Source organism: Parafannyhessea sp. LCP19S3_B1 (genome assembly GCF_052121955.1).
GTDB lineage: Bacteria > Actinomycetota > Coriobacteriia > Coriobacteriales > Atopobiaceae > Parafannyhessea.
The window spans coordinates 18,745-39,810 of record NZ_JBQKDH010000009.1 but is presented as its reverse complement, the minus strand read 5'-3'; the positions used below and the strand labels follow the sequence as shown (position 1 = coordinate 39,810).

General features: G+C 64.4%; 22 protein-coding genes. 11 read left to right on the top strand and 11 right to left on the bottom strand.

What is annotated here, in order from left to right:
* Window positions 1-131: 131 nt before the first annotated feature.
* The 4 genes from ACTQWE_RS06145 to ACTQWE_RS06130 form a co-directional block, all read right to left on the bottom strand.
* The gene (locus ACTQWE_RS06145; RefSeq protein WP_170103668.1) at window positions 132-428 is read right to left on the bottom strand and encodes a YhbY family RNA-binding protein; all 297 of its coding nucleotides are present in this window, start codon (window positions 426-428) and stop codon (window positions 132-134) included.
* A gap of 207 nt (window positions 429-635) precedes the next feature.
* The gene (locus ACTQWE_RS06140; protein ID WP_441856892.1) at window positions 636-1,811 is read right to left on the bottom strand and encodes an ABC transporter permease; all 1,176 of its coding nucleotides are present in this window, start codon (window positions 1,809-1,811) and stop codon (window positions 636-638) included.
* Window positions 1,798-2,967, bottom strand: coding sequence for an ABC transporter permease (locus tag ACTQWE_RS06135; protein ID WP_441856893.1), 1,170 nt, complete (start codon window positions 2,965-2,967; stop codon window positions 1,798-1,800). The genes ACTQWE_RS06140 and ACTQWE_RS06135 overlap by 14 nt, the downstream gene beginning before the upstream one ends.
* Window positions 2,968-2,975: 8 nt before the next feature.
* Window positions 2,976-3,962, bottom strand: coding sequence for an ATP-binding cassette domain-containing protein (locus ACTQWE_RS06130; RefSeq protein WP_441856894.1), 987 nt, complete (start codon window positions 3,960-3,962; stop codon window positions 2,976-2,978).
* A 157-nt stretch (window positions 3,963-4,119) separates the two neighbouring features.
* On the opposite strand from ACTQWE_RS06130, the gene ACTQWE_RS06125 reads away from it, so the two are divergent.
* The 5 genes from ACTQWE_RS06125 to ACTQWE_RS06105 all read left to right on the top strand — a co-directional run bounded on the left by ACTQWE_RS06125 (window position 4,120) and on the right by ACTQWE_RS06105 (window position 9,568).
* A complete protein-coding gene (locus ACTQWE_RS06125) occupies window positions 4,120-5,238 on the top strand; it encodes a sensor histidine kinase (RefSeq protein WP_441856895.1) in 1,119 nt (372 codons plus the stop codon).
* A 2-nt stretch (window positions 5,239-5,240) separates the two neighbouring features.
* Entirely contained in the window at window positions 5,241-5,894 is a 654-nt protein-coding gene (locus ACTQWE_RS06120) for a response regulator (protein WP_441856896.1), read from the top strand.
* Between the two features lie 452 nt (window positions 5,895-6,346).
* Window positions 6,347-6,919: a hypothetical protein gene (locus ACTQWE_RS06115; protein WP_170103674.1), complete on the top strand. Its 573-nt coding sequence runs from the start codon at window positions 6,347-6,349 to the stop codon at window positions 6,917-6,919.
* Between the two features lie 107 nt (window positions 6,920-7,026).
* Window positions 7,027-8,829, top strand: a complete 1,803-nt coding sequence (locus ACTQWE_RS06110; RefSeq protein WP_441856897.1) for an ABC transporter ATP-binding protein — start codon at window positions 7,027-7,029, stop codon at window positions 8,827-8,829.
* Window positions 8,822-9,568 (top strand): energy-coupling factor transporter transmembrane component T family protein, encoded by a 747-nt coding sequence (locus tag ACTQWE_RS06105; protein ID WP_441856898.1) that lies wholly within the window; start codon window positions 8,822-8,824, stop codon window positions 9,566-9,568. Before ACTQWE_RS06110 ends, ACTQWE_RS06105 begins: the two co-directional genes overlap by 8 nt.
* Window positions 9,569-9,737: 169 nt before the next feature.
* On the opposite strand, the gene ACTQWE_RS06100 is transcribed toward ACTQWE_RS06105, so the two are convergent.
* The 7 genes from ACTQWE_RS06100 to ACTQWE_RS06070 form a co-directional block, all read right to left on the bottom strand.
* Complete coding sequence (locus ACTQWE_RS06100; RefSeq protein WP_441856899.1) at window positions 9,738-10,118, bottom strand: winged helix-turn-helix transcriptional regulator; 381 nt, start codon at window positions 10,116-10,118, stop codon at window positions 9,738-9,740.
* A gap of 11 nt (window positions 10,119-10,129) precedes the next feature.
* Complete coding sequence (locus tag ACTQWE_RS06095) at window positions 10,130-10,687, bottom strand: NADPH-dependent FMN reductase (protein WP_441856900.1); 558 nt, start codon at window positions 10,685-10,687, stop codon at window positions 10,130-10,132.
* Window positions 10,688-10,760: 73 nt separating this feature from the next.
* Window positions 10,761-11,555 (bottom strand): dioxygenase family protein, encoded by a 795-nt coding sequence (locus ACTQWE_RS06090; RefSeq protein WP_441856901.1) that lies wholly within the window; start codon window positions 11,553-11,555, stop codon window positions 10,761-10,763.
* Between the two features lie 256 nt (window positions 11,556-11,811).
* Window positions 11,812-12,642 carry a MetQ/NlpA family ABC transporter substrate-binding protein gene (locus ACTQWE_RS06085; protein WP_441856902.1) on the bottom strand — a complete coding sequence of 277 codons (831 nt, stop codon included), beginning with the start codon at window positions 12,640-12,642 and terminating at the stop codon, window positions 11,812-11,814.
* A gap of 37 nt (window positions 12,643-12,679) precedes the next feature.
* Window positions 12,680-13,351: a methionine ABC transporter permease gene (locus ACTQWE_RS06080; protein WP_441856903.1), complete on the bottom strand. Its 672-nt coding sequence runs from the start codon at window positions 13,349-13,351 to the stop codon at window positions 12,680-12,682.
* A complete protein-coding gene (locus tag ACTQWE_RS06075) occupies window positions 13,344-14,090 on the bottom strand; it encodes a methionine ABC transporter ATP-binding protein (protein WP_170103681.1) in 747 nt (248 codons plus the stop codon). Before ACTQWE_RS06075 ends, ACTQWE_RS06080 begins: the two co-directional genes overlap by 8 nt.
* Before the next feature lie 275 nt (window positions 14,091-14,365).
* Window positions 14,366-15,133: a DeoR/GlpR family DNA-binding transcription regulator gene (locus tag ACTQWE_RS06070; protein WP_441856904.1), complete on the bottom strand. Its 768-nt coding sequence runs from the start codon at window positions 15,131-15,133 to the stop codon at window positions 14,366-14,368.
* A gap of 355 nt (window positions 15,134-15,488) precedes the next feature.
* On the opposite strand from ACTQWE_RS06070, the gene ACTQWE_RS06065 reads away from it, so the two are divergent.
* The 6 genes from ACTQWE_RS06065 (at window position 15,489) to ACTQWE_RS06040 (ending at window position 21,046) form a co-directional block, all read left to right on the top strand.
* A complete protein-coding gene (locus ACTQWE_RS06065; RefSeq protein ID WP_441856905.1) occupies window positions 15,489-15,953 on the top strand; it encodes a PTS sugar transporter subunit IIA in 465 nt (154 codons plus the stop codon).
* 42 nt (window positions 15,954-15,995) lie between these two features.
* Window positions 15,996-17,612: a PTS ascorbate transporter subunit IIC gene (locus ACTQWE_RS06060; protein WP_170103684.1), complete on the top strand. Its 1,617-nt coding sequence runs from the start codon at window positions 15,996-15,998 to the stop codon at window positions 17,610-17,612.
* A gap of 118 nt (window positions 17,613-17,730) precedes the next feature.
* Window positions 17,731-18,042, top strand: a complete 312-nt coding sequence (locus tag ACTQWE_RS06055; RefSeq protein ID WP_170103685.1) for a PTS sugar transporter subunit IIB — start codon at window positions 17,731-17,733, stop codon at window positions 18,040-18,042.
* 48 nt (window positions 18,043-18,090) lie between these two features.
* A complete protein-coding gene (locus ACTQWE_RS06050; RefSeq protein ID WP_170103686.1) occupies window positions 18,091-19,149 on the top strand; it encodes a hypothetical protein in 1,059 nt (352 codons plus the stop codon).
* A 55-nt stretch (window positions 19,150-19,204) separates the two neighbouring features.
* Window positions 19,205-20,323: an L-ascorbate 6-phosphate lactonase gene (ulaG, locus tag ACTQWE_RS06045; RefSeq protein ID WP_441856906.1), complete on the top strand. Its 1,119-nt coding sequence runs from the start codon at window positions 19,205-19,207 to the stop codon at window positions 20,321-20,323.
* A gap of 12 nt (window positions 20,324-20,335) precedes the next feature.
* On the top strand, window positions 20,336-21,046 hold the full coding sequence (locus ACTQWE_RS06040) for an L-ribulose-5-phosphate 4-epimerase (RefSeq protein WP_441856907.1): 711 nt from the start codon (window positions 20,336-20,338) through the stop codon (window positions 21,044-21,046).
* The last annotated feature ends 20 nt before the right edge of the window (window positions 21,047-21,066 follow it).

Here is a 21,066-nt window from a genome sequence, read left to right as displayed (position 1 = left end):
CAAGGGAGCGCGCGGACCAGCGTGCAGAGTTCACGTGTGTTACGGCTCCCTGTGCACAAAAGACGGCCGGGACGCCCCAAAGCCCGAGGCGTCCCGGCCGAACAAGTTTTACTCGTACGACTGTGCTGCCGCTAGCGGAGCCTGATTTTCTCCACGTCCTTGCGGCTGGTCTCGCGGTAGATAGAGAACTTGTGGCCAATCACCTGTACCACCGTGGCACCCGTGAGCTCTGCCAGGGCATCTGCCGCCTCGCGCGTGTCGAGGCCGGACGTTCCCTGGACGGTGCACTTCACGAGCTCGTGCGCCTCGAGGTCCTCCTCGGTCGAGGCCACGACGGCCTCCACGCCCGCCTTGCCGATGGAGACGGTTGGCTTGAGTTGGTTGCACATGCTTCGGAGCTGGCGTATCTGGCTGCCGGTGAGCTTCATCTGAGTCTCGCTTTCCTTGCGTGGGCTGACGTCTTGCGCGAGCTCATCCCTTAGGCAGCCACGCATTGACTGTGACCCAGAAACGATAGCGCATAAAGCCGAGACCTGCTAAAACTCCGCAACATTGCCAAGAGCCCCAGGGGTTTCGCGTCGCGCGCGGCATCCCCCCGTGATGGGCGGCCGCTATCCACGCCCCGCCCATCCGAGCTACCCCTTGGCTCTGGCGCGTCCGAGCGCAATGCCAACGAGCAGTATGGCTATGCCAAACAGCGTGCAGACGCCGATGCATCCCACGAGTGGCAGCACGCTCGAGCTGGATACGACCCTCATGCCCGACGCGCCCTCGATGGCGCGATACGCCCAGTAGAGCGGGGTGAAGTGGGCGATGGCGACAAGTGCGTCCGGGAGCAGGGACAGGCCCGTCCACGCCCCGCCAAGAAACGAGAGCCCCATGCCCAGGATGTTTGCGACGGCGTTCGCGGCGTTCTCCGAGACGCCCAGCTGCCCAACGAGGAACCCCACGCTTGCCGACACCAGAGAGTAGGCGAGAAGCGCCAGTCCCACGATCGCAAGCTGCGCGGGGGACCGTGCGATTGCGTCGCGTCCGAGGATGGCGACCTGGAGCCCGAAGTTCCACGCCCAGGCGATGAGGGCCATGCAGACGCACGCGGCCACAAGGGCGACGTTGCGCTCCCTAGGCGATTGCGGGGAGGCGAGCCTGCGCCCGCGTACCGCCGGTGCGTTGAGGGCTCTCATCAGGAGGGCGATGCAGACGGTGACGCTGGCGAAGATGGGATACGAGGAGAAGAGCGCGGCGCTTACGAGGGAGCTGGAGAGCGGCGTCGCGCGCTGGCCGATGGTCGAGACGCCGATGCTCTTGCCCCACGACTCGTCGGTCGCACGTACCGCGTCCGACTGGCTTCCTCCGAGCGATGCCGAGCCGAAGAGCCCCTGGACGTAGCTCTTTACCTCCTGGTCCACGAGAAAACCCTCGCCGGAGCGATACGACACGGAGGCCTCCAGGGCGGGGGCGGCGCCCCCGTCGGCAGCTGCGGCCATGAGACCGTGCCCCCAGCCCCTCGGGATGACGAGGAGATACGAGACCGCGTCCTGGGCGAGCGCGTCCTGGACCGACTTCTTGTCGTCCGCAAGGGGGACCAAGGTGTTGTCCTTCGCCACGTGGGCGGAGAGCGCTCGAGAGAGCTTCGAGTCGTCGCGGTCGACTATCGCGACCCTCGACGAGGTTGCTGTGAAGCGCTGATTTGAGCCCGACGCCGTCGAAAGCCCGATCGCAATTCCCGTTATCGAGACGATGACGAGGTACACGATGATGTACGCGCGGTGGGCGAGGAGAATCCTCATGTACGTCTTAAAGGTGGGCATGGGACACCTTCTTCATGCGCAGGCCCGCAAGGGCAAGCGCGGCCAGGGTCATGAGCAACAGCGCGAGGCAGGAACGCAGAAAGGAGTCGTAGGTGTCGTAATAGAGGAGCGAGTAGAAGCAGTGCGCTATCTGCCGCAGGGGGTTTGCGTGGGCGATTGCGGGCGCGGCGCTCTCCAGCGCATAGGTCAGCTCCTGCGCACCGGGGCCGTAGAGACCCGTGAAGAGCGAGAGCAGGCAGGTTATCCCCGAGACCATTCCCACCTGCATGTGGGGGATCGTGCCGAGGAGGGACCCCATCGCGCAGCTCGCCAGAGACGAGACCGCCACCGCGAGGAAGAGAGGCGCCATCCCGCTTCCGAAGTCCACGCGGGCGACCGTTGCCATGAACAGCAGCGCGACCAGCATGCAGGCAAACTGGCACATCCATGCGCCAAAGAGGGCGCCGACGAGCATACGCCACCGTGGCGTGGAAGAAACGGTCTGCCGCGCGCCAAGGGCGCTTGTGGTGGGCAGGAGGTTCTTCGTGGTGAGCATGGCTGACGTGGCCCCCAGTCCCGCGGTCATGGCAAGGAGGGCGAAATAGAAGGAGGCGTTGCTGTCGGGTGCGTTCTTCGTGGCGGAGAAGTGCCTGATTTGCACGGAATCGCCAAGATAGGCGGCCTGTACCGTTCCCCTTGCCGCAAGCGCGGGGCTCTTCTTCGAGGCGGATGAGATCGCGTCGGACGTTCGGACATACGAGTTGATCGCCGCGGCGAGGACAGTCGCGGGACGCGAGCCGTTGGCGGCTATGCTTGCCTGGCTGACGTGCAGCGCGGGAATCCCGTCCGAGCCAACGGTAAGGTAGGAGTCTATGGCTCCGTCCGCGGCGGCGGCACGCGCGTCCTTCTCGCTTGCGTAGTACCTGAGGGTGCAGACACGAGTTTTCCTGGGAGCCTTGGCTAGGGAGGAGAGCGTTTCGTCCAGGCCCCTGGCGGACTCGTAGCGGGCGTTCCTGACGACGCCGAGCCTTGAGCCGATGAGGGAGTACGCGTCATCAAGCCCGGAGAACATCGCCATGAAGATGCAGGTCATGATGAGGGGGAAGGCGAGCGTCCATACGAGGAGGGACTTGTCGCGCACGAGCGTGAGCACGCTCGTCCTGATGCTAGCGAGCATGGTGCCTCCTAGGACTCGTCGCGGAGCTCGCGCCCCGTGATCTCGAGGAAGACGTCGTTGAGCGTGGGCGGTTCGGAGAGGACGCGGCCGTAGTCGACATGCGCCCGTGCGAGCGCGCCCAGGACCTCCGAGAGGTTGTGCGCGCCATTCGAGCACTGCACGTGCAGCATGCCTCCAGAGAACTCCGTGGCGCGAACGTGCGGGAGCATGCGCACCGACTCGATGGCCGCCTCAGAGATGGTCCCCGTCTCGACGGAGATTCTCTCGCCCGTGCCGACCATCGCCTTGAGCTCGTCTGGCGTGCCGCTTGCGACCGAGCGCCCGTGGTCCATGATGAGCACGCGCTTGCACAGGCGCTCCACCTCTTCCATGTAGTGGGAGGTGTAGATGATGGTGGCCCCCTCCCCGTTGAGCCTCTCGATGCCGTCGAGGATGGAGTTGCGGCTTTGGGGGTCGACCGCCACCGTCGGCTCGTCCATGATGATGAGCGACGGCTGGTGCGCGATGCCGCAGGCAATGTTAAGCCTGCGCAGCAGCCCGCCCGAAAGCTTCTTTGGGCGGAAGCTCTGGAACTTCTGCAGCCCCACGAACTCGATCGCGCGGTCGACCAGCTCGCGCCTGCGGCCGGACTGCGGGACGTAGAGGGAGCAGAAGCTGTCGACGTTCTCCCTTACGGTGAGCTCGTCGAAGACGGCGACCTCCTGGGGGACGAGCCCGATTTTGCGCTTGATGTCGTAGCTGTCCGGTCGCATCGGCTTCCCGAAGAGCTCTATGTGCCCGTGGTCGTAGTCGAGCAGCTGCAGAAGGCAGTTGATGGTGGTGGTTTTTCCCGATCCGTTTGGCCCAAGGAGGCCGAAGACCTCTCCTTGTGCAATGTCGAGCGAGAGGTGGTCCACGGCGACGACCCCGCCGTAGCGCTTGACGAGGTTGCCGATGCTGACGGCGGGCTCTGACGAGGGACGGATGGGGGACTCTGTCGCCTGTGGGTTCGGCATCGTCGTCCTTTCTCTTGACGGGAGTACGAGCCTTCGTCTCAGATTCTTGCACCTGCCTTGCGGATGCGGTAGTGACTTGTGTAACCGATCGGTCTGCCGGGCATGACGAATGTCATGACCTCGCCCTAGGCGCCCGTCGCACCCCTATACTTGCTCCATGGAGAGAATAACTGACAAGATTCTGGTGCTCGGGGCCTGCCTGGCCTTGGCGGCGTCGACGCGGACCGACCTCGCGATGGCGGTGGTTGCGATGCTGGTTGCCGTGTGCGCAAGCGCCGCCTTCGAGGTGGTGGGAGGTCGGCGCCGGAAGGCGGCCCTGGCCCTCGCGCTTGCCCCTCTCGTGCTGTGCGCGTTCGCGCCGGCCGCCTGCGCCGTCGCCCCTCTTTCGGGCTACGACGCCGCGAGGCTCAAGAATCGCTGGCTGGCCTTGGTGCCGCCTGCGTTCGCGGCGTGCATGGGGGCGGCTCGTGGGCTGGGATTGTTCGCTGTGTGCCGGCTCGTGGTGGTCACGCTCTTCTCGCTCGCGCTTTCCGTGAGGACGACGGACGCGTTGGAGGTGCGGTCCCAGCTGCATCGCCTGCAGGACGACCTGAACGACAGGCTCATCGCGTTGGGCGAGAAGAACGCGGAGCTTGTGGATGCTCGCGAGTACGAGACGCATGCGGCGGCGCTGTCCGAGCGCACGAGGATTGCGAGGGAGATCCATGACTCCGTGGGACATCTGCTCACGAGGCTCGTCTTGCAGGTGGAGGCTCTCAAGGTCATCCACGGGGGCGAAGCCGAGGTCATCAGGGATCTTGACGAGGTTCTTGTCGGGCTGAACGATGCGCTTTCGACCATGCGCAAGAGTGTGCACGCCCTGGAGGACTCCGGCTTTGACTTGGGCTGCGAGCTGCACAGGCTATCGTCGGAGTGCGGCATCCAGAACGTGACGGTGGCATGTAGTCCGGACGTCGTTCCTCCGGCTGCGGTGAGCAGGTGCTTTCTGATGGTCGCTCGGGAGGCGCTCACCAACGCGGCCCGCCACGCGCGCGCATCTGACGCCCATGTGGCGGTAGCGTGCCTTCCGGGGCTGTGGCAGCTTCGCATCACGAACGACGGCGTCATGCCGCCTTCGGGGGTTGACCTTGAGCTGCGCGGCATGGGGCTGAGGTCGATGCGGGCGCGCGTGCTCGAGATGGGCGGCGTGTTCTCCGCCCGGGTAGACGGCAGCCAGGGGAGTGAGAGGTTCGTCGTGTTCGCGTCGGTTCCGAGGGAGATGGACGAGGGGGCTTGACAATGAGGGTGATCGTGGTGGACGACGACAAGATCGTGGTCAGGTCCCTGGCCACGATACTGGGCGTGGAGCCTGACGTGGACGTTGTGGGCACGGGTACGAGCGGGCACGAGGCGGTGTCGCTCTTCACGCGCGTCGAGCCGGACGTCGTGCTCATGGACATCCAGATGGCGGACGGAGACGGTCTTACGGCGGCAGAGGAAATACTTGGCATGGAGCCGGCGGCACGCATCGTGTTCCTGACGACGTTTTCCGATGACGAGTACATCGTTCGTGCGCTAAGGCTTGGGGCGCGAGGCTACCTCATCAAGCAGGACGTCTCCACGATCGCACCTGCGCTGAGGTCCGTCATGAACGGACAGTGCGTGCTGGAGGGGGAGGTCCTTGCGCGTGCGGCGGAGCTCTCCATCGGCACGAACGCGAGGGGAGGGAACGCGCCGCGGGCCACCCGAGACGAGAGCGCGCTCAAGGGGCTTTCCGAGAGGGAGGTTGATGTGGTCCGTGCGATTGCGGACGGCATGACGAACGCGGAGGTTGCCGCGACGCTCTTCATGAGCGAGGGGACGGTGCGCAACCACATATCGTCGATTCTGGCAAAGCTGGGTTTGAGGAACAGGACCCAGATCGCCGTGTACTACCTAAGGAAGTGCATGTGATCACGCCTTGCCTGTACGACGGGAGGGCATTGGGGAAACGAAACGTTTACATCTTTACCCTTGCGCCCGCGCGCGTGCTTGGCCTATAGTGCAACGCAACGGACGCGTAGCCGCGCATGCGGCACGAGACTTCGAGGGGAGGGTCACCATGGGCAACGCTAATGCGGTCATGAACAACTGGTGGTGGCACAACTCTCTTTCGAACGGTCGATCGTGAGTCTCACGCGCCATACACCTGCGCAGACTGAAGGACTCCGGTTTCGACCGGAGTCCTTTTTTCTTTTGCGGGCGAGTACGAGCCAGTACGTTCCAGGAGGAAAGAATGAAGTTCCCAAACCCCTTCGCGCTTCGATGGCAGGGCTAGCAAGAGCGCATCACGAACATAAATTACGAAATTTCATGACACAGACAGACACAGCGCCTTTCCACAAGGCGGCGCAAAGGAGAAAATCATGGCTACCGCATCCAACGCCCAGCAGGCCCGCACCGTCAACGTCGTCGACCACGGCAAGCTCGACGTCCGAGCGCTCGTTCTTCTCGCCGTCCTCTTGGCGGCGGGATTCATCCTCAACTTCACCGTGGGCAAGGCGATCTCGAGCCTGTCCGGTGGCGTCATCAGCCCCGAGTTCATCATCTCGGCGTTTTGCCTCACGATCCTGGTCGTCCGCCCGAACGTTCCCCAGGCCCTCGTGATCGGCCTCATCTCCGCCGCCGTCATCCAGATCACCACCACCTCGCCGTTCATCGACTTCGCGGCGGAGGGCATCGCCGCGATGCTCATGGCCGTCATCGTGAACGCCGGCATGCGTGGCGGCGCGAAGAAGTTCGTTCCCGCCATCGGCACCTTCGTCACCACGGTCGTGAGCGGCTGCATCTTCATGGTCATCAAGATGGCGATGCTTGGCGTCGTGGCCCAGCTCGCCGCGGCGATGCTTCCCGTCGTTTTCGCGACCGGCGTCTTCAACGCGATTCTGGTGCAGGCACTCTACATCCCCGTCTGCAAGGCCCTCAAGATCAGCGAGTAGACTCCTGCAGTAGGACATGCGTGCCGTGGCGGCCGTCCGAGGGGGCGGCCCCCACGGGTGCGAGACACGATCGCGCCGGCGGGCGCACATGAGAGGTATCCGATTACATGCAAGAGAGCAAGTCCATCATCGAGATGTCCCACGTCACGTTTCGCTACGGCGAGGCCGCAGCGCAGGGGAAGGAAGTCCCCGCCGCCCTGCGCGACGTGTCGCTTCGCATAGGCGAGGGCGAGTTCGTGGGGGTCATCGGCCCCTCCGGCGCGGGCAAGTCAACGCTGGCCTCCGTGCTGTCCGGGGCGATACCGCACCACTACCGTGGCGAGCTGTTTGGCTCCACGCTGGTGGACGGGCGCGACACCTGCGACGTCACGCTGACGGACATCTCGCAGGTCGTCGGCAGCGTCCTGCAGGACATCGACACGCAGATGGTAGCGTCCGTGGTCGAGGACGAGCTGCTCTTCGGGCTCGAGAACTTCGGTGTCCCGCACGACCAGATCGAGGACCGCATCGCTCGGACGCTCGACACGGTGGGAATCGCGGGCCTGCGGGACCGCGAGATAGCGACGCTCTCCGGCGGCCAGAAGCAGAAGGTGGCCATCGCAGCCATTCTTGCCATGCGCCCGCGCGTCCTCGTGCTCGACGAGCCGACGGCGGCGCTCGACCCGGCGTCCTCCGCCCTCGTGTTCGACACGCTGCGCAAGGTGCGCGAGGAGGGCGTTACCGTCGTTGTGATAGAGCAGAAGGTGGCGCTGCTTTCCGAGTACTGCGACCGCATCCTGGTGATGGACGGGGGAGCGCTCGTGCTGGACGGGACGCCGCGCGAGGTGTTTGCGCACGCGGACGAGCTTCGGCGCATCGGCGTCGACAGCCCGCGCGTCGCGCGCGTGTACAACTCGCTCGCGCGCGACGGCCTCGTGCGCGGCGCGACGCCGTGCCTCACGGTGCCGGAGGCGGCAGAGCTCATCGGCGGCCTGGTGGGGTCCGCGGCCCGCGGCCCCGCACACGCCGCGGACGACGTGCGCGCGGCGGCGATTCGCGCGGGGTCCAAGCACGTCGCCGTGCCGCGTCCCCACGCCGTGGACGCCACCCCCGTCGTGAGCCTGGAGGACGTCAGCTTCGCCTATCCGGGCGGCACGGCGTCCGTCGACCACCTGGACATGCGGGTCTATCCCGGCGAGGTCGTGGGCATCGTCGGCCAGAACGGCGCCGGAAAGACCACGCTGACCAAGCTCCTGAACGGCCTCTTGCGTCCGGCGTCCGGCACGGTGCGCATGGCGGGGCTCGACACGCGCGAGGTCCCCACCAGCGCGATCGCGGCCCATTGCTCCACGCTGTTCCAGAACCCGGACCACCAGCTGTGCAAGGACACCGTGCTGGACGAGGTCGCGTTCGGCCTCACGCTGCAGGGCGTGGGCGAGAAGGACGCGCGCGAGCGGGCCGCAGCCGTCATCGCGCGCTTCGGCCTTCCCTCGGACGAGGCGCCGTTCTCGCTTTCGCGAGGCCAGCGCCAGATGGTCGCGCTCGCGTCCGTCGTGGTCATGGAGCCGGAGGTCGTGCTTCTGGATGAGCCTACGAGCGGACTGGACTATCGAGAGTGCATGACCGTGATGGACACGGTGAGCGACATGGCCGAGCGCGGCTGTGCCGTGATCATGGTGTGCCACGACATGGAGGTCGTGAGCGACTTCGCGGAGCGCATCGTGGTCATGGCGGACGGGCGCATCCTGGGCCGGGGCGGCACGCAGCAGATGTTTGGCGACGCGGACCTCATGCGCAGGGCATGCGTGAGGGCGCCCCAGGTGACGGAGCTTTCGCAGGTGCTCGCGCGCACCACGTCGCCTGAGTTTGCGGGAATCAGCCAGGTGTCCGGCATCGTGGATCTGACGGAGGAGATGATGCGCCGTGGTTAACGTGATCGACTACGTCCCGGGAGACACCGTGCTGCACAGGCTGAACCCGGTCACGAAGCTGGGCGTCGCCGCGGCGATCATCATCGCCACGTTCACGGCGGACACCTACCCCATGCTTCTTGCCCTTCTCGCTCTGACCTTCGCGCTGGGGCTGTACGCGCGCGCCACGTCGAAGCTCGTGAGCCTGCTGAAGCTGCTGGTGCCCATTGCCGTGGTCATGCTGGTGCTGCAGACGGCGTTCATGCGCCAGGGGACGCCCGTGGTTCTGTGGATGACGAGCAAGGGCCTGGTCACGGGCAGCAAGGCAAGCCTCAGGCTTCTGGGCGTCGCGCTGCCGCTGGTGCTGATGCTGAGCGTCACCAAGCTGAACGACCTTGCGAACGCGTGCGTGGAGGTGCTGCACGTGCCGTACCGCTACGCGTTCACGTTTACGACGGCGCTGCGCTTCGTGCCCGTCTTCGGCCAGCAGATGAATGCGATCATGGAGGCTCAGTGCGCGCGCGGCGTGGAGTACGACACGAAGAACCCCATCCGCAAGCTCACCCTGATGCTGCCGCTGTGCGTGCCGCTGCTGGTGAGCTCCGTGGGCAAGACCGACGCGACCGCCCTCGCGGCGGAGCAGCGCGGGTTCTACCTGCGCACGCGCGACAGCAGCTACAAGCGCTACCCCATGCGCGCCCTTGACGTGGTCGTGCTCGCGTGCGGCGTCGTCCTGGTGGCGCTGGGCATCGCGCTGTAGCTCCGGCGCGCCCCTGTCGCAGGCGCTGCGCCCGCTATGCCCGCGCGTGCGAGCCGCGCTCCCTCCGGGCGCGCGGGCGCGGCGTCTATCACACTCTTGCCCTCGGGCACCTTGGGACTCTGCACGCACCTACCTCCGATCGACGCGCGATGGCACTCGGCACGCCATGTTAGTGCGCGTCGCCCCCGTCGTGCTCGTGGAGGAACTCGATGTAGTCGTTTCCCCAGGCCTCGATGGCGTCCAGCACGCCCCTGAACTTCAGGCCGATGTCCGTCAGCTCGTACTCGACGCGCAGTGGCCCGTCCGTGTGCACGGTGCGACGCACCAGCCCCTCGTGCTCCAGGTTCTTAAGCTGCTTCGACAGCGTGCCCTGCGCCACGTCCATGCGGCGGAGCAGCTCGTTGAAGCGCACCGGCCCCTCCGCCAGGTGATGCAGTATGAGGATTGCCCACTTGCCCTGCAGTATCGACTGCGACGTGACGAAGGGGCAGACCCCAAAGAGGTCCGCTCCCCCGTCATGGGCGACCCTGTGTGCCGCCTGTGTGTCCATGTGTCCTCCCGCTACGCGATGAACTCCAGGAACGCGTCCGCCTGTGCGGAGAGCGCGGCCTCGTCCTCGGCGGAAAGCGCCAGCTTGCCAGAGGCCCAGGACTCGCCGGAGAGCGCGACGCCCGTCTCGCCCTCGCGCATTACCTGCACGCCCACGAACTCCAGCAGCGAGTCGAGCGCGGCGCGCATCTCGGCGGTCGCGGTGCGTCCGCCGGCGCCGCTGACCGTGGCCCTCATGCCGTTGGTGGCGGCGGAGTCGCGGCCCTTGCCGGGAAGCGGGCGGCTGAGCCAGTCGACCAGGTTCTTGATGTGGCCGGGGAACGACGCGTTGTACTGCGGCGACACAAACCACACGCCGTCGGCCTCGCGCACGGCCTCGCGCACGGCCGCCACGGCGGCGGGCTCGGGGTTCTCAAGGTCCTGGTTCATGAGGGGCAGCTGCGAGTAGTCGAGCACGCTCACGTTGGCGCGCCCGTCCAGAAGCTGCCTCACGTGGTCGGCAAGCTGCAGGTTGTAGCCGTCCTTGCGAAGGGTTCCCACCACGATCAGCACGTTCTTGTTGTCAGACATGTTCTTCTCCTTACGTTGCTCTTGCACTTCTCTGCGTTGCTCTTGCGCGTCTGCGCCGTCCTTGCGTCGTCTCTTACTTACCCAGCCCGAACGCGTAGCTCGTCATCGAGATGGAGCCAAGGTTGCGGACCTTGTTGAAGACCTCGGCCTGCTCGCCCTCGGCCGCGCCCAGCACCGTGAGCAGCGGGAGGTAGTGGTCCGGCGTCGGCACCGCATAGTCCGCATGGGGCAGGTGCTGGTAGTCGATCGCGGCGTCGTCGTCGCGCGCGGCGACCGCGGCGAGCACGGCTTCGTCGAACGCGACGTTCTGCGGCGTGCCGTCGGGGTTGTCCCAGTCGGCCATGCGCAGGTTGTGCACCACGTTGCCGCTGCCCAGCACCACGAAGCCCTCGTCGCGCAGGGGAGAAAGGCGCCTTCCCAGCTCGTAGGCGTAGCGGGCGTCGGCAAGGCCGTTCACGCTCAGCTCCACGACGGGCACGTCCGCGTTCGGCAGCATGTGGTGGAGCGGCGTCCACACGCCGTGGTCGATCCCCCAGGTGTCGTCCACCTCTACGTCCGCACCCAGAAGCTCCCGCACGCGCCGCGTGAGCTCCGCGTTGCCCGCGGGCCGGTACTTGATGGCGTACAGCTCCGGCGGGAAGCCGTACATGTCGTTTACCTGGCGCGGCGTGGGGTCGCTCTGGACCAGGGTCCCGCGGGTGTACCAGTGCCCGGACACGGCGAGGATCGCCTTCGGCCTGTTCCTCAGCAGGCGTGCGCCCACGTTGCGCAGGCCGCGCGCGATGTCGTCGTCGCGCAGTGCCATCATGGGGTCGCCGTGGCCCACGAAGATGGCCGGCTGCCTGGACTGCATGTTCTTCTCGCCCATGGCCATGCTCCTTCCTTGCAGTACCAAATCGGTACCATGTCTTTGACTAGTACTATAAGAAGAGAAATGTCACTGCGCAAGTAGGATTTTTTTCGGTACCAGGTCACCCGTTTCGTACCGCGCCGGCGCATGCGAGAAGGCCCGCCCCCGCGGGTGCGGGAGCGGGCCAGGTGCCTGCGGATGCGAGGTGCGGGCCAGGTGCCTGCGGATGCGAGGTGCGGGCGGCGTGGGGTGCGGGCGGCGTTCGGGTGCGGAACTAGAACGCGGGGAGCACGTCCTTGTCGTAGGTCTTTGCGAGGTACTTCTTGAAGTCGTCGCTGGTCAGGACCTTTACCAGGGCCTTGATGCGCGCGTCGTCCTTCTTGTCCGGCGTCGTGACGATGTAGTTGGCGTACTGCTTGACGGCCTTGCCGTTCTTGTCCTCTACCGCGAGGGCGTCCTTCACGTGCATGCCGGCCTCGATGGCGTAGTTGCCGTTGATGACCGCGAAGTCCACGTCCTGAAGCTGGCGCGCGACGGCGGCCGCCTCGACCTCGACGAACTTGAGGTTGTGCGGGTTCTTGGCGATGTCGACGGGCGTGGCCTGCAGGTTGTCGGGGTCCTTCAGGGTGATGAGCTTCTCCTGCTGCAGCAGAAGCAGCGCGCGGCCCTCGTTGGTGGGGTCGTTGGGGACGGCGATCTGCGCGCCGTCCTGGATGCCCTTCAGGTCCTTGGACTTGCCGGCGTAGATGCCGAACGGCTCGTAGTGGATGGCGGCGACGCCCACGAGGTCCGTGCCGTTCTCCTTGTTGTAGTTGTTGAGGTAGTTGATGTGCTGGAAGTAGTTTGCGTCCACCTCGCCGGAGGAGGTCACCTGGTTGGGGATGATGTAGTCCGTGTACTCCTTCGTCTTGAGCGTGATGCCCTGCTTCTTGAGTTTGGGCGCGGCGAAGTTGTCCAGGATCTCTGCGTGGGGAGAGGGCGACGCGGCGACTGTGAGCTTCTTGCTCTTGGCTGCGGACGATGCGGAGCCGTTGCCGCATGCGGCGAGTCCGCCCGCGGCGATGGCGGCGAATCCCGCGCGGATGAAGTACCTTCTGCTGAGCATGTTCTTCTCCTTTGCTTTGCGTTGCGCCTGTCTTGCGCTAGCGGTGGTCGATCTTCTTTGCGATGAGGTCGCACGTGCTCTGGATGAGCTGCACGAGGATGACGATGAGGACGAGGGTCGCGATCATGACGGTGTCCTGGTAGCGGTAGTAGCCGTAGCGGATGGCGATGTCGCCCAGGCCGCCCGCGCCGACGGCGCCGGCGATGGCGGTGTAGCCGAGGACCGCGATGAGCGTGATGGAGACGCCGCGCACCATGGAGGGCAGGGCCTCGGGGAGAAGCGCGGACACGACGATGCGCGGGATGGACGCGCCGCAGGCCTCGGCGGCCTCGATGGCGTCGCGCGGGACCTCCGCGAGCGACTGCTCGACCATGCGCGCCACGAACGGCGTGGTGGAGAGCACGAGGGGCGGGATGACGCCGCGGACTCCGGTCGTGGTTCCCACGAGCGCGCGCGTGACCGGGAACATCGTGACGAGCAGGATGATGAACGGGATGGAGCGGCCGATGTTGACGACCCATCCCAGGACGGCGTTCAGCGTGCGCATGGGGCGCAGTCCGCGCGGCGCCGTGACGCAGAGCACGACGCCCAGAAGGATGCCGAGCACGTAGGCGACGGCGGTCGAAGCGAACAGCATCACGAGCGTATCGGCCAGGCCCTGTCCAAGCAGGGCCCCGAACTGGTCCATCAAAAGAGAAAGGCTACTCATCCCAGCTCTCCCTTCCCAACAGCTGGCGCGTTACCTCGTGCTTGGGATCGGCGAACACCTCTGACACGGTGCCCTTCTCGACCACCTTGCCCTCGACGAGGACGGCCACGTTCTTGCAGATGTCTTGCACCACCTGCATGGAGTGGGTAATCACGATGATGGTGACGCCGGTCTCCTCGTTGATGCGGCGCAGCAGCCTGAGGACGGACGCCGTGCTGGCGGGATCGAGCGCCGAGGTCGCCTCGTCGCACAGTATGTACTTGGGGTGGCAGGCAAGCGCGCGGGCGATGGCGACGCGCTGCTTCTGGCCGCCGGAGAGCTGCGCGGGATAGGAGGACGCGCGGTCCGCGAGGCCGACGCGCTCGAGGAAGCCGAGGGCCTCCTTCCTGTCCGCGTCCGTCACCTTTCCGTTGCTGGCGAGGTAGGGGAAGCAGACGTTCTGCAGCGCGGTCTTCTGAGCCAGGAGGCCAAACCCCTGGAAGATCATGGCGACGTTGCGGCGATACTCGCGCAGCGAGGCGCCCTTGAGGTTCGTGACGTCCGTCCCGTCCACGACGATGCTGCCGGACGTGGGGCGCTCCAGCAGGTTGAGGCAGCGCACGAGCGTGGACTTGCCCGCGCCCGAGATGCCGATGATGCCAAAGACGTCGCCGTCGGGGATGGTGAGGGTGACGTTGTCGAGCGCATGGACCCCCGTGCTGCCCCCGAAGCGCTTTGATAGGTGCTCTACTGAAATCAAGTCGATGCTCCGATCGAACCAAGCTGTCTTGCGTGCATGTCTTATGCGACGAGCAAATAGTCGCCGCTTGGTTCGCCAACAGGGAGAACCAGCAAGAACATGCAGTCTGTATAGGGTAGCCTCCGAGGCTGCTGATAACAAATTGAAAATTGTGGCAAGTCGTTATCGAAATACGACATAACACCGCTCGCACATGGGCTTCCGCCGCGTGCGCGCATGACGAGAACGCGGGGGCAAGGACCAGCGGGCGAGAAGGGCCACTCGGGCGAGAAGGGCTACTTCTCGGCTGGGTACACAACCTTGCGCATGCCCGCCCTCTTCAGGCGCACGATCTCCTCCTCGTCGGAGTTCTCGTCCGTCACGAGGATGTCCACCTGTGCGGCGCTGCCGTAGCGGAAGCTCGAGTTCGTTCCGATCTTCGTGCAATCCGCAACTAATATATGTGCGTCCGAATGCTCCAGCATGAGCGAGTTGATGCTCGTCTCGTGCGAGACGAGCGTGGTGATTCCACGGTCCGCGGAAAAGCCGGAGCAGCCGAGGATGGCCTTCGCGGCGTTGATGTGCTTGACGGTGGAGAGGGCGAACTCTCCCGACATGGACCACTTGGGCTGGCGGATCTCGCCGCCGGTGAGGATGACCGAGACGCCCGGGGGAGGGGTGAGCTGCAGAGCCTTGCCGTTGTTCGTGACGATGGTCACGTTCTGACTCGTGATGTGCTCGATCACGGAGAGCGCGGTGGAGCTCGTGTTGATGAAGATGGTGTCGCCGTCCTCCACGAAGCGCGCCGCCTCCTCGGCGATGCTGCGTTTCGCGAGGATTGCGGAGGAGTTGATGGGGCTGCCGAGGGGGTCTATCAGCTCCACGGAACCGTGCAGCCTGCGGACCATGCCCTTCTCGACCAAGAAGTCGAGGTCGCGCCGTATGGTGAGCGTCGAAACCCCGAACTCCTTCGCAAGCTCGGTCACCTTTGTGTTGCCTCGTTCGCTCAGCGTCTCGACGATTTCGGCTCGCCGGCTCTCGACAAGGCTCCTCGATGTGCCCATTTAAGGCCCTTTCTACCGTTCACCAGAATAATTCTACCGTTCACGGACGATAACAAGCAAATAAAACTGCGTTCGTACGTTCATGCGCACATTCTATGGTCGCCGAATCCAAGGCTCAAGAGAAAATAGGAACGTTCAAACAAATACACATAACGTTCAATACAATCACTAATAACGTTAAATACGAAATAGTTAAACGTTCATAACAAAATGAAACCGGCGTAGTATTCACCTCGAAATCGGAGGTGGGAACACCTCCAAAGGGCGGCTCGCAGAGGAGAGGCGAGCAGCCCGGAAGGCCGGTCGCAACGCTGTGCCGGCATTTCAGCGAGCAGAAGCGGAGGAGGTGAAACACATGCTACTTCGTCAGTTGTTTGAGCTCAAGCACTACAACTTCGTGGACGAGCCGATGAGCTGGCAGGATGCCCTTCGCAAGTGCATCGATCCCCTGCTGGCAGATGGCAGCGTCGAGCCCGAGTATGCCGACTGCCTGATTGAGAACGTCGAGAAGCACGGACCCTACATCGTCCTGCTTCCGGGCGTCGCGATGCCGCACGCGGTCGAGGGCGCCGTCGGAACCAACCGTGAGGCCATCAGCTTCATGCACGTGAAGGAGCCGGTCCACTTTGGCGCCGAGGACGATCCCGACACCACCGCGACGATCTTCTTCACGCTCAGTGATGTCGACGCGGACTCCCATCTGCAGAACATGCAGCACCTTGCTGCCGTCCTGTCCAACCCCGAGGTTGTCGAGCGCCTGAAGAGCGCCGAGAAGCCCGAGGATCTTCTCGAGATCGACGCGATCGTCGGCGACGAGTAAGCACAACCCCCGCGTGGGAGTTCATTATCAGAAGGAGTGTACATGGACATTTTGCTGGCAGCAGTGAATTGGTTCTCCAAGACCATCCTGTCCCAGCCTGCGTGGATCATCGGCATCATCGTCGTGATTGGCTACGCACTGCTTGGCAAGAAATGGTACGAGGTCCTCGCTGGCTTCATCAAGGCTTCCGTCGGATACATGATTCTGTCCGTTGGTTCCAGCGGCCTTATTAACGTGTTCCGCCCGGTCATCGTTGGCCTCAAGGGTCGCTTCAACCTCTCTGCAATGGTCATCGACCCCTACTTCGGCAACAACGCCGTCGACGCGGGCGTCAAGGCGGCTCAGGCGGGCGACTTCTCGCTGGCGAACGTCTCGTTCCTCAAGGGCGCGAACATCTCGCAGTACATGCTGCTTCTGCTCTTCGCCTACATCCTGAACATCGTTCTGGTCGCCGCCAAGAAGCACACCAAGCTTCGCTCCATCTTCACCACCGGCAACGTCCAGGTTCAGCAGGCCGCGACCGCACTGTGGCTCATCATGTTCTGCTTCCCGGGCCTCGTTGGCGTTCCCGCCCTCATCTTCATGACGATCATCCTTGGCCTGTACTGGGCCGTTGGTTCCAACCTCACCATCGGGCCGACCCAGGAGCTCACCGATGGCGCCGGATTCGCAATCGGCCACCAGCAGATGTTCGGTATCTTCCTCGCCTCCAAGGCCGCTGGCTGGATGAACCGCCGCGACGAGGTCCGTCGCGCCAAGAAGCCCGGCAAGACCTCCGTCTTCGACAAGAAGCTCGAGGACATCGAGCTTCCCGGCTGGCTCTCCATGTTCAACGAGAACATGGTCTCCACGGCGATCCTGATGACCCTCTTCTTCGGCATCATCTTCATCGTCATCGGCCCGGACTACCTCATCAAGCTGACCAAGGAGGGCACCCTCACCGGTAGCGCCGCGCTTGTCGAGGGCCAGAGCTTCGTCTTCTACATCCTCTACAACTGCTTCCAGTTCGCCGTCTACCTGACCATCCTCCAGCTTGGTGTCCGCACCTTCGTCGCCGAGCTCACCGTCTCCTTCACTGGCATCTCCAGCAAGCTCCTCAAGGGCTCCGTGCCTGGCGTCGACTGCGCCGTCACCTTCGGCTTCGGCTCCAGCAACGCCGTCACCCTCGGCTTCATGGCCGGTGCCGTCGGTCAGTTCATCGCGATCGGCATCCTCCTCGTGACCAAGAGCCCCGTCCTCGTCGTCGCCGGCTTCATCCCCCTGTTCTTCGACAACGCCGTCCTCGGTGTGTATGCGAACAACAAGGGTGGTCTCAAGGCCTGCCTGATCATCCCGTTCATCTGCGGTCTCTGCCAGGTCTTCGGCTCCGCGCTCATCGCCTCCTGGGTCCAGATGTACGCGTTCGGCGGCTACCTCGGCATGTTCGACTGGGCAACCGTCTGGCCTATCTTCACGGTCATCATGAAGTACCTCGGCTGGATTGGCGCCGCCATCGTCATCGCCTTCCTCATCATCATCCCGCAGCTCCAGTACAAGGCTGCCCCGAAGGACGAGAACGGCAACTCCGCCTACTTCCTCGAGGTCGAGGACTACGAGAAGTACGCCGAGTACCGTGACGCCGCCGAGAAGAAGGCAGTCGCGGAGGCAGAGGCCAAGTAGGCCACCCCTCCGGTCCGTATGGTTCCAAGCGGCCGGCAACACGACCTGAGGTTGTCGGCCGCACTCCCACTCTCAAGTCAAGACGCGGCATTCGTCCGCAAAGCGAAAGGTCGTAAAAATGGCAGCAAAGATTCTGTGCGCGTGCGCTAACGGCTCCGGTACCTCCCTGATGATGCAGCTCACCGTCGAGCGCGTCGCCAAGAAGCTCAACATGGACGTCTCCCAGGTTCACCACTGCGCGCTTGCGGAGGGAACCTCCACGGCAACCAACTATGACATCGCCTGCTTCCCGCGCAACTTCGAGAACATGTTCAAGTCCGCCGCCGATACCGGCAAGGTCGTCTGCATCCCCCTGAAGAACGTCCTCTCCGACAAGGAGATCGAGGAGAAGTTCGTCGAGGCCGGTCTGGACAAGAAGTTCGCAAAGTAGGTCGTCCGCAATCATCGCGTTCGCATCGAGGCTTGAGGAGGCCTATCAATGAGGTACGAGAAGAAGGTGCTCGCTACCGACATGGTCAAGTGCTATGCCATCGGCATGGTCGAGGCGGCGGGCGAGAAGAGCTTTGTCGTCGCGACCGAGAAGGACGGTCCCATCCGTCGCTTCGCGCTCGATGGCACCCAGAGGGAGAACGTCTGCGACGGCCCTGGCGGCGTCATGACGGTCATGCAGACCCCTGGCCGCACCGACCAGCTCATGAGCACGTACAAGTTCTTCTCGCCGAACTTTGGTGGCGACGACGCGAAGATCGTGACGTACACGCGTCAGGGCGACGGCTCCTGGAAGCGCCAGGTCCTGTGTGACCTTCCCTACGTGCACCGCTTCGGCGTGCTCGAGGGTGCCGACGGACAGAAGTGGCTCATTGCCTGCACGATCAAGTCCGCCTGTCGCGAGTTCAAGAACGACTGGAAGACTCCGGGCGCCGTATACGCGGCGAAGCTTCCCGGCAACCTCGAGGACTTTGACGAGGACCACCAGCTCGAGCTGACGTGCATCGCGAACTGCCAGCTCCAGAACCACGGCTTCTACACCGCCCCCGACCGCAGCTACGCGCTCGTGGGAACGGCCGCCGGCGCCTTCCGCTACGTGCCGCCCGCGTCCGACGGCGACGAGTGGCAGATCGACTGCCTCGTCGTCCAGCCCACGAGTGACATGTGCATGGTCGACCTGGACGGCGACGGCAAGGAGGAGATGGTCACCATCTCCACGTTCCACGGCGACACCCTGTCCGTCTGGCACGAGGGCGCGGAGCCCGACACCTACGAGAAGGTCTGGGAGGACCCGCAGAAGCGCGCCTTCCTGCACGCGATCTGGTCTGGCAAGCTCGCCGGCGAGTCCTGCGCGCTTCTGGGCAACCGCAAGGACGGCCGGGACCTGCTGAGGCTGTATTACGAGAACGGCGAGTACCGCGTCGAGATCATCGACCACGACTGCGGCCCCGCGAACGTGTGGGCCTTCGAGGACGGTGGCGTCGACCACATCATCTCGGCCAACCGCGAGACGAACGAGGTTGCGCTCTACGCGGTCCACGCCGAGTAGGAAAGCGGCTTTTCTCGCCCAGGCGTCTAAACGAACGTATTTAGAGGAGATTTCAATGTCTGCTATCGACGAAGTCACCCGCGAGGGTTGGATCATGAACACGTTCCCCGAGTGGGGCACGTGGCTGAACGAGGACATCGAGAACGCTGTCGTTCCCGAGGGCAACGTCAAGATGTGGTGGCTCGGCTGCACCGGAATGTGGGTGAAGACCCCCGGTGACGCCAACATCACCATCGACCTCTGGACCGGCAACGGCAAGCGCACCCACGGCAACGGCCTCATGAAGGTCGGCCACCAGATGGCCAACATGGCCGGCGTCCGCGCCATGCAGCCCAACCTGCGCAACATCCCCTATGTCTTCGACCCCTTCGCGTTCAAGCACGTCGACGCCGTGCTGGCCACCCACTACCACCAGGACCACATGTCCAAGGAGTGGGCCGCCCACGTCGTGAAGTCCGGCATGACCACCACCGACGAGAACGGCAACGAGATTCCCGTACCGTTCATCGGCCCGGAGAAGTCCGCCGAGTTCTGGCGCAAGTGGGGCGTGCCCGAGGACCGCATCAGGGTCGTCAAGCCCGGAGACAAGATCAAGATCAAGGACATGACCATCGTCGCCATGGACTCCTTCGACCGCACCTGCATCACCACGACCGACTCCACGGGCCCCGACCGCGAGGACCTCTGGGGCAAGTGCCCGATGGACATGGACGAGAAGGCCGTGAACTACCTGCTCGTCACCCCGGGTGGCAACATCTACCACTCCGGTGACTCCCACTACTCCATCTACTTCGCGAAGCACGGCAAGGACATCATGAAGGAGTACGGCGGCGTCGACGTCTGCTTTGGCTCCTTCGGGTGCAACCCGGTCGGCATCCAGGACAAGATGGAGGCCAGCGACATCCTGCGCATGGCCGAGGCCCTGCAGGCGAAGGTCGTCATCCCCATCCACTGGGACGTCTGGACCAACTTCATGGCCGACCAGCGCGAGATCGAGGTTCTCTACCAGATGCGCAAGGACCGTCTGGGCTACACCTTCCACCCGTACTACTGGCAGCCCGGCGGCGACTACACGTACCCCCTCGACAAGGACAAGAAGGAGTACATGTACGATCGCGGCTTCCATGACTGCTTCGACCACGAGCCGAACGTCCCGTTCCGCTCTGTCCTCTAAGGGGTCCTGCAGATGATGCTCAAGGAACTGCGCGAGAAGGTCTACGAGGCCAACATGGACCTTCCCAAGCACGGGCTCGTCGTCTTCACGTGGGGCAACGCCTCTGAGATCGACCGCGAGAAGGGCCTGTTCGTGATCAAGCCCTCCGGCGTGGCCTACGAAGACCTCTCGCCCGAGTCCATGGTCGTGTGCGACATGGACGGAAACGTGGTCGAGGGTGACCTCAACCCGTCCTCCGACACCGCGACCCACGCGTGCCTGTACCGTTCCTGGGAGAACGTCGGCGGCATCGTGCACACGCACTCCACCGTCGCCACTGCCTGGGCGCAGGCCGGCCGCTCCATCCCGTGCTACGGCACGACCCAGGCCGACTACTTCTATGGTGAGGTTCCCTGCATGAGGGGCCTCACCAAGGAGGAGATCGAGGAGGCCTACGAGCTGAACACGGGCAACGTGATCGTCGAGGGCTTCAAGGGCAAGGACCCCATGGCTCAGCCGGGCTGCCTGGTGCGCAACCACGGCCCCTTCACGTGGGGCAAGGACGCGGCGGCGGCCGTGTACCACGCCGTCGTAGTCGAGGAGGTCGCGAAGATGTCCCGCGACGCGGAGCTGCTCTGCGTCGCCGCCGGTCGCGCGATATCCGAGGCCGAGGCTCCGCAGTACCTGCTTGACAAGCACTACATGCGCAAGCATGGCCCCAACGCCTACTACGGACAGAAGTAGCGCATAGGACTGATAAGGCG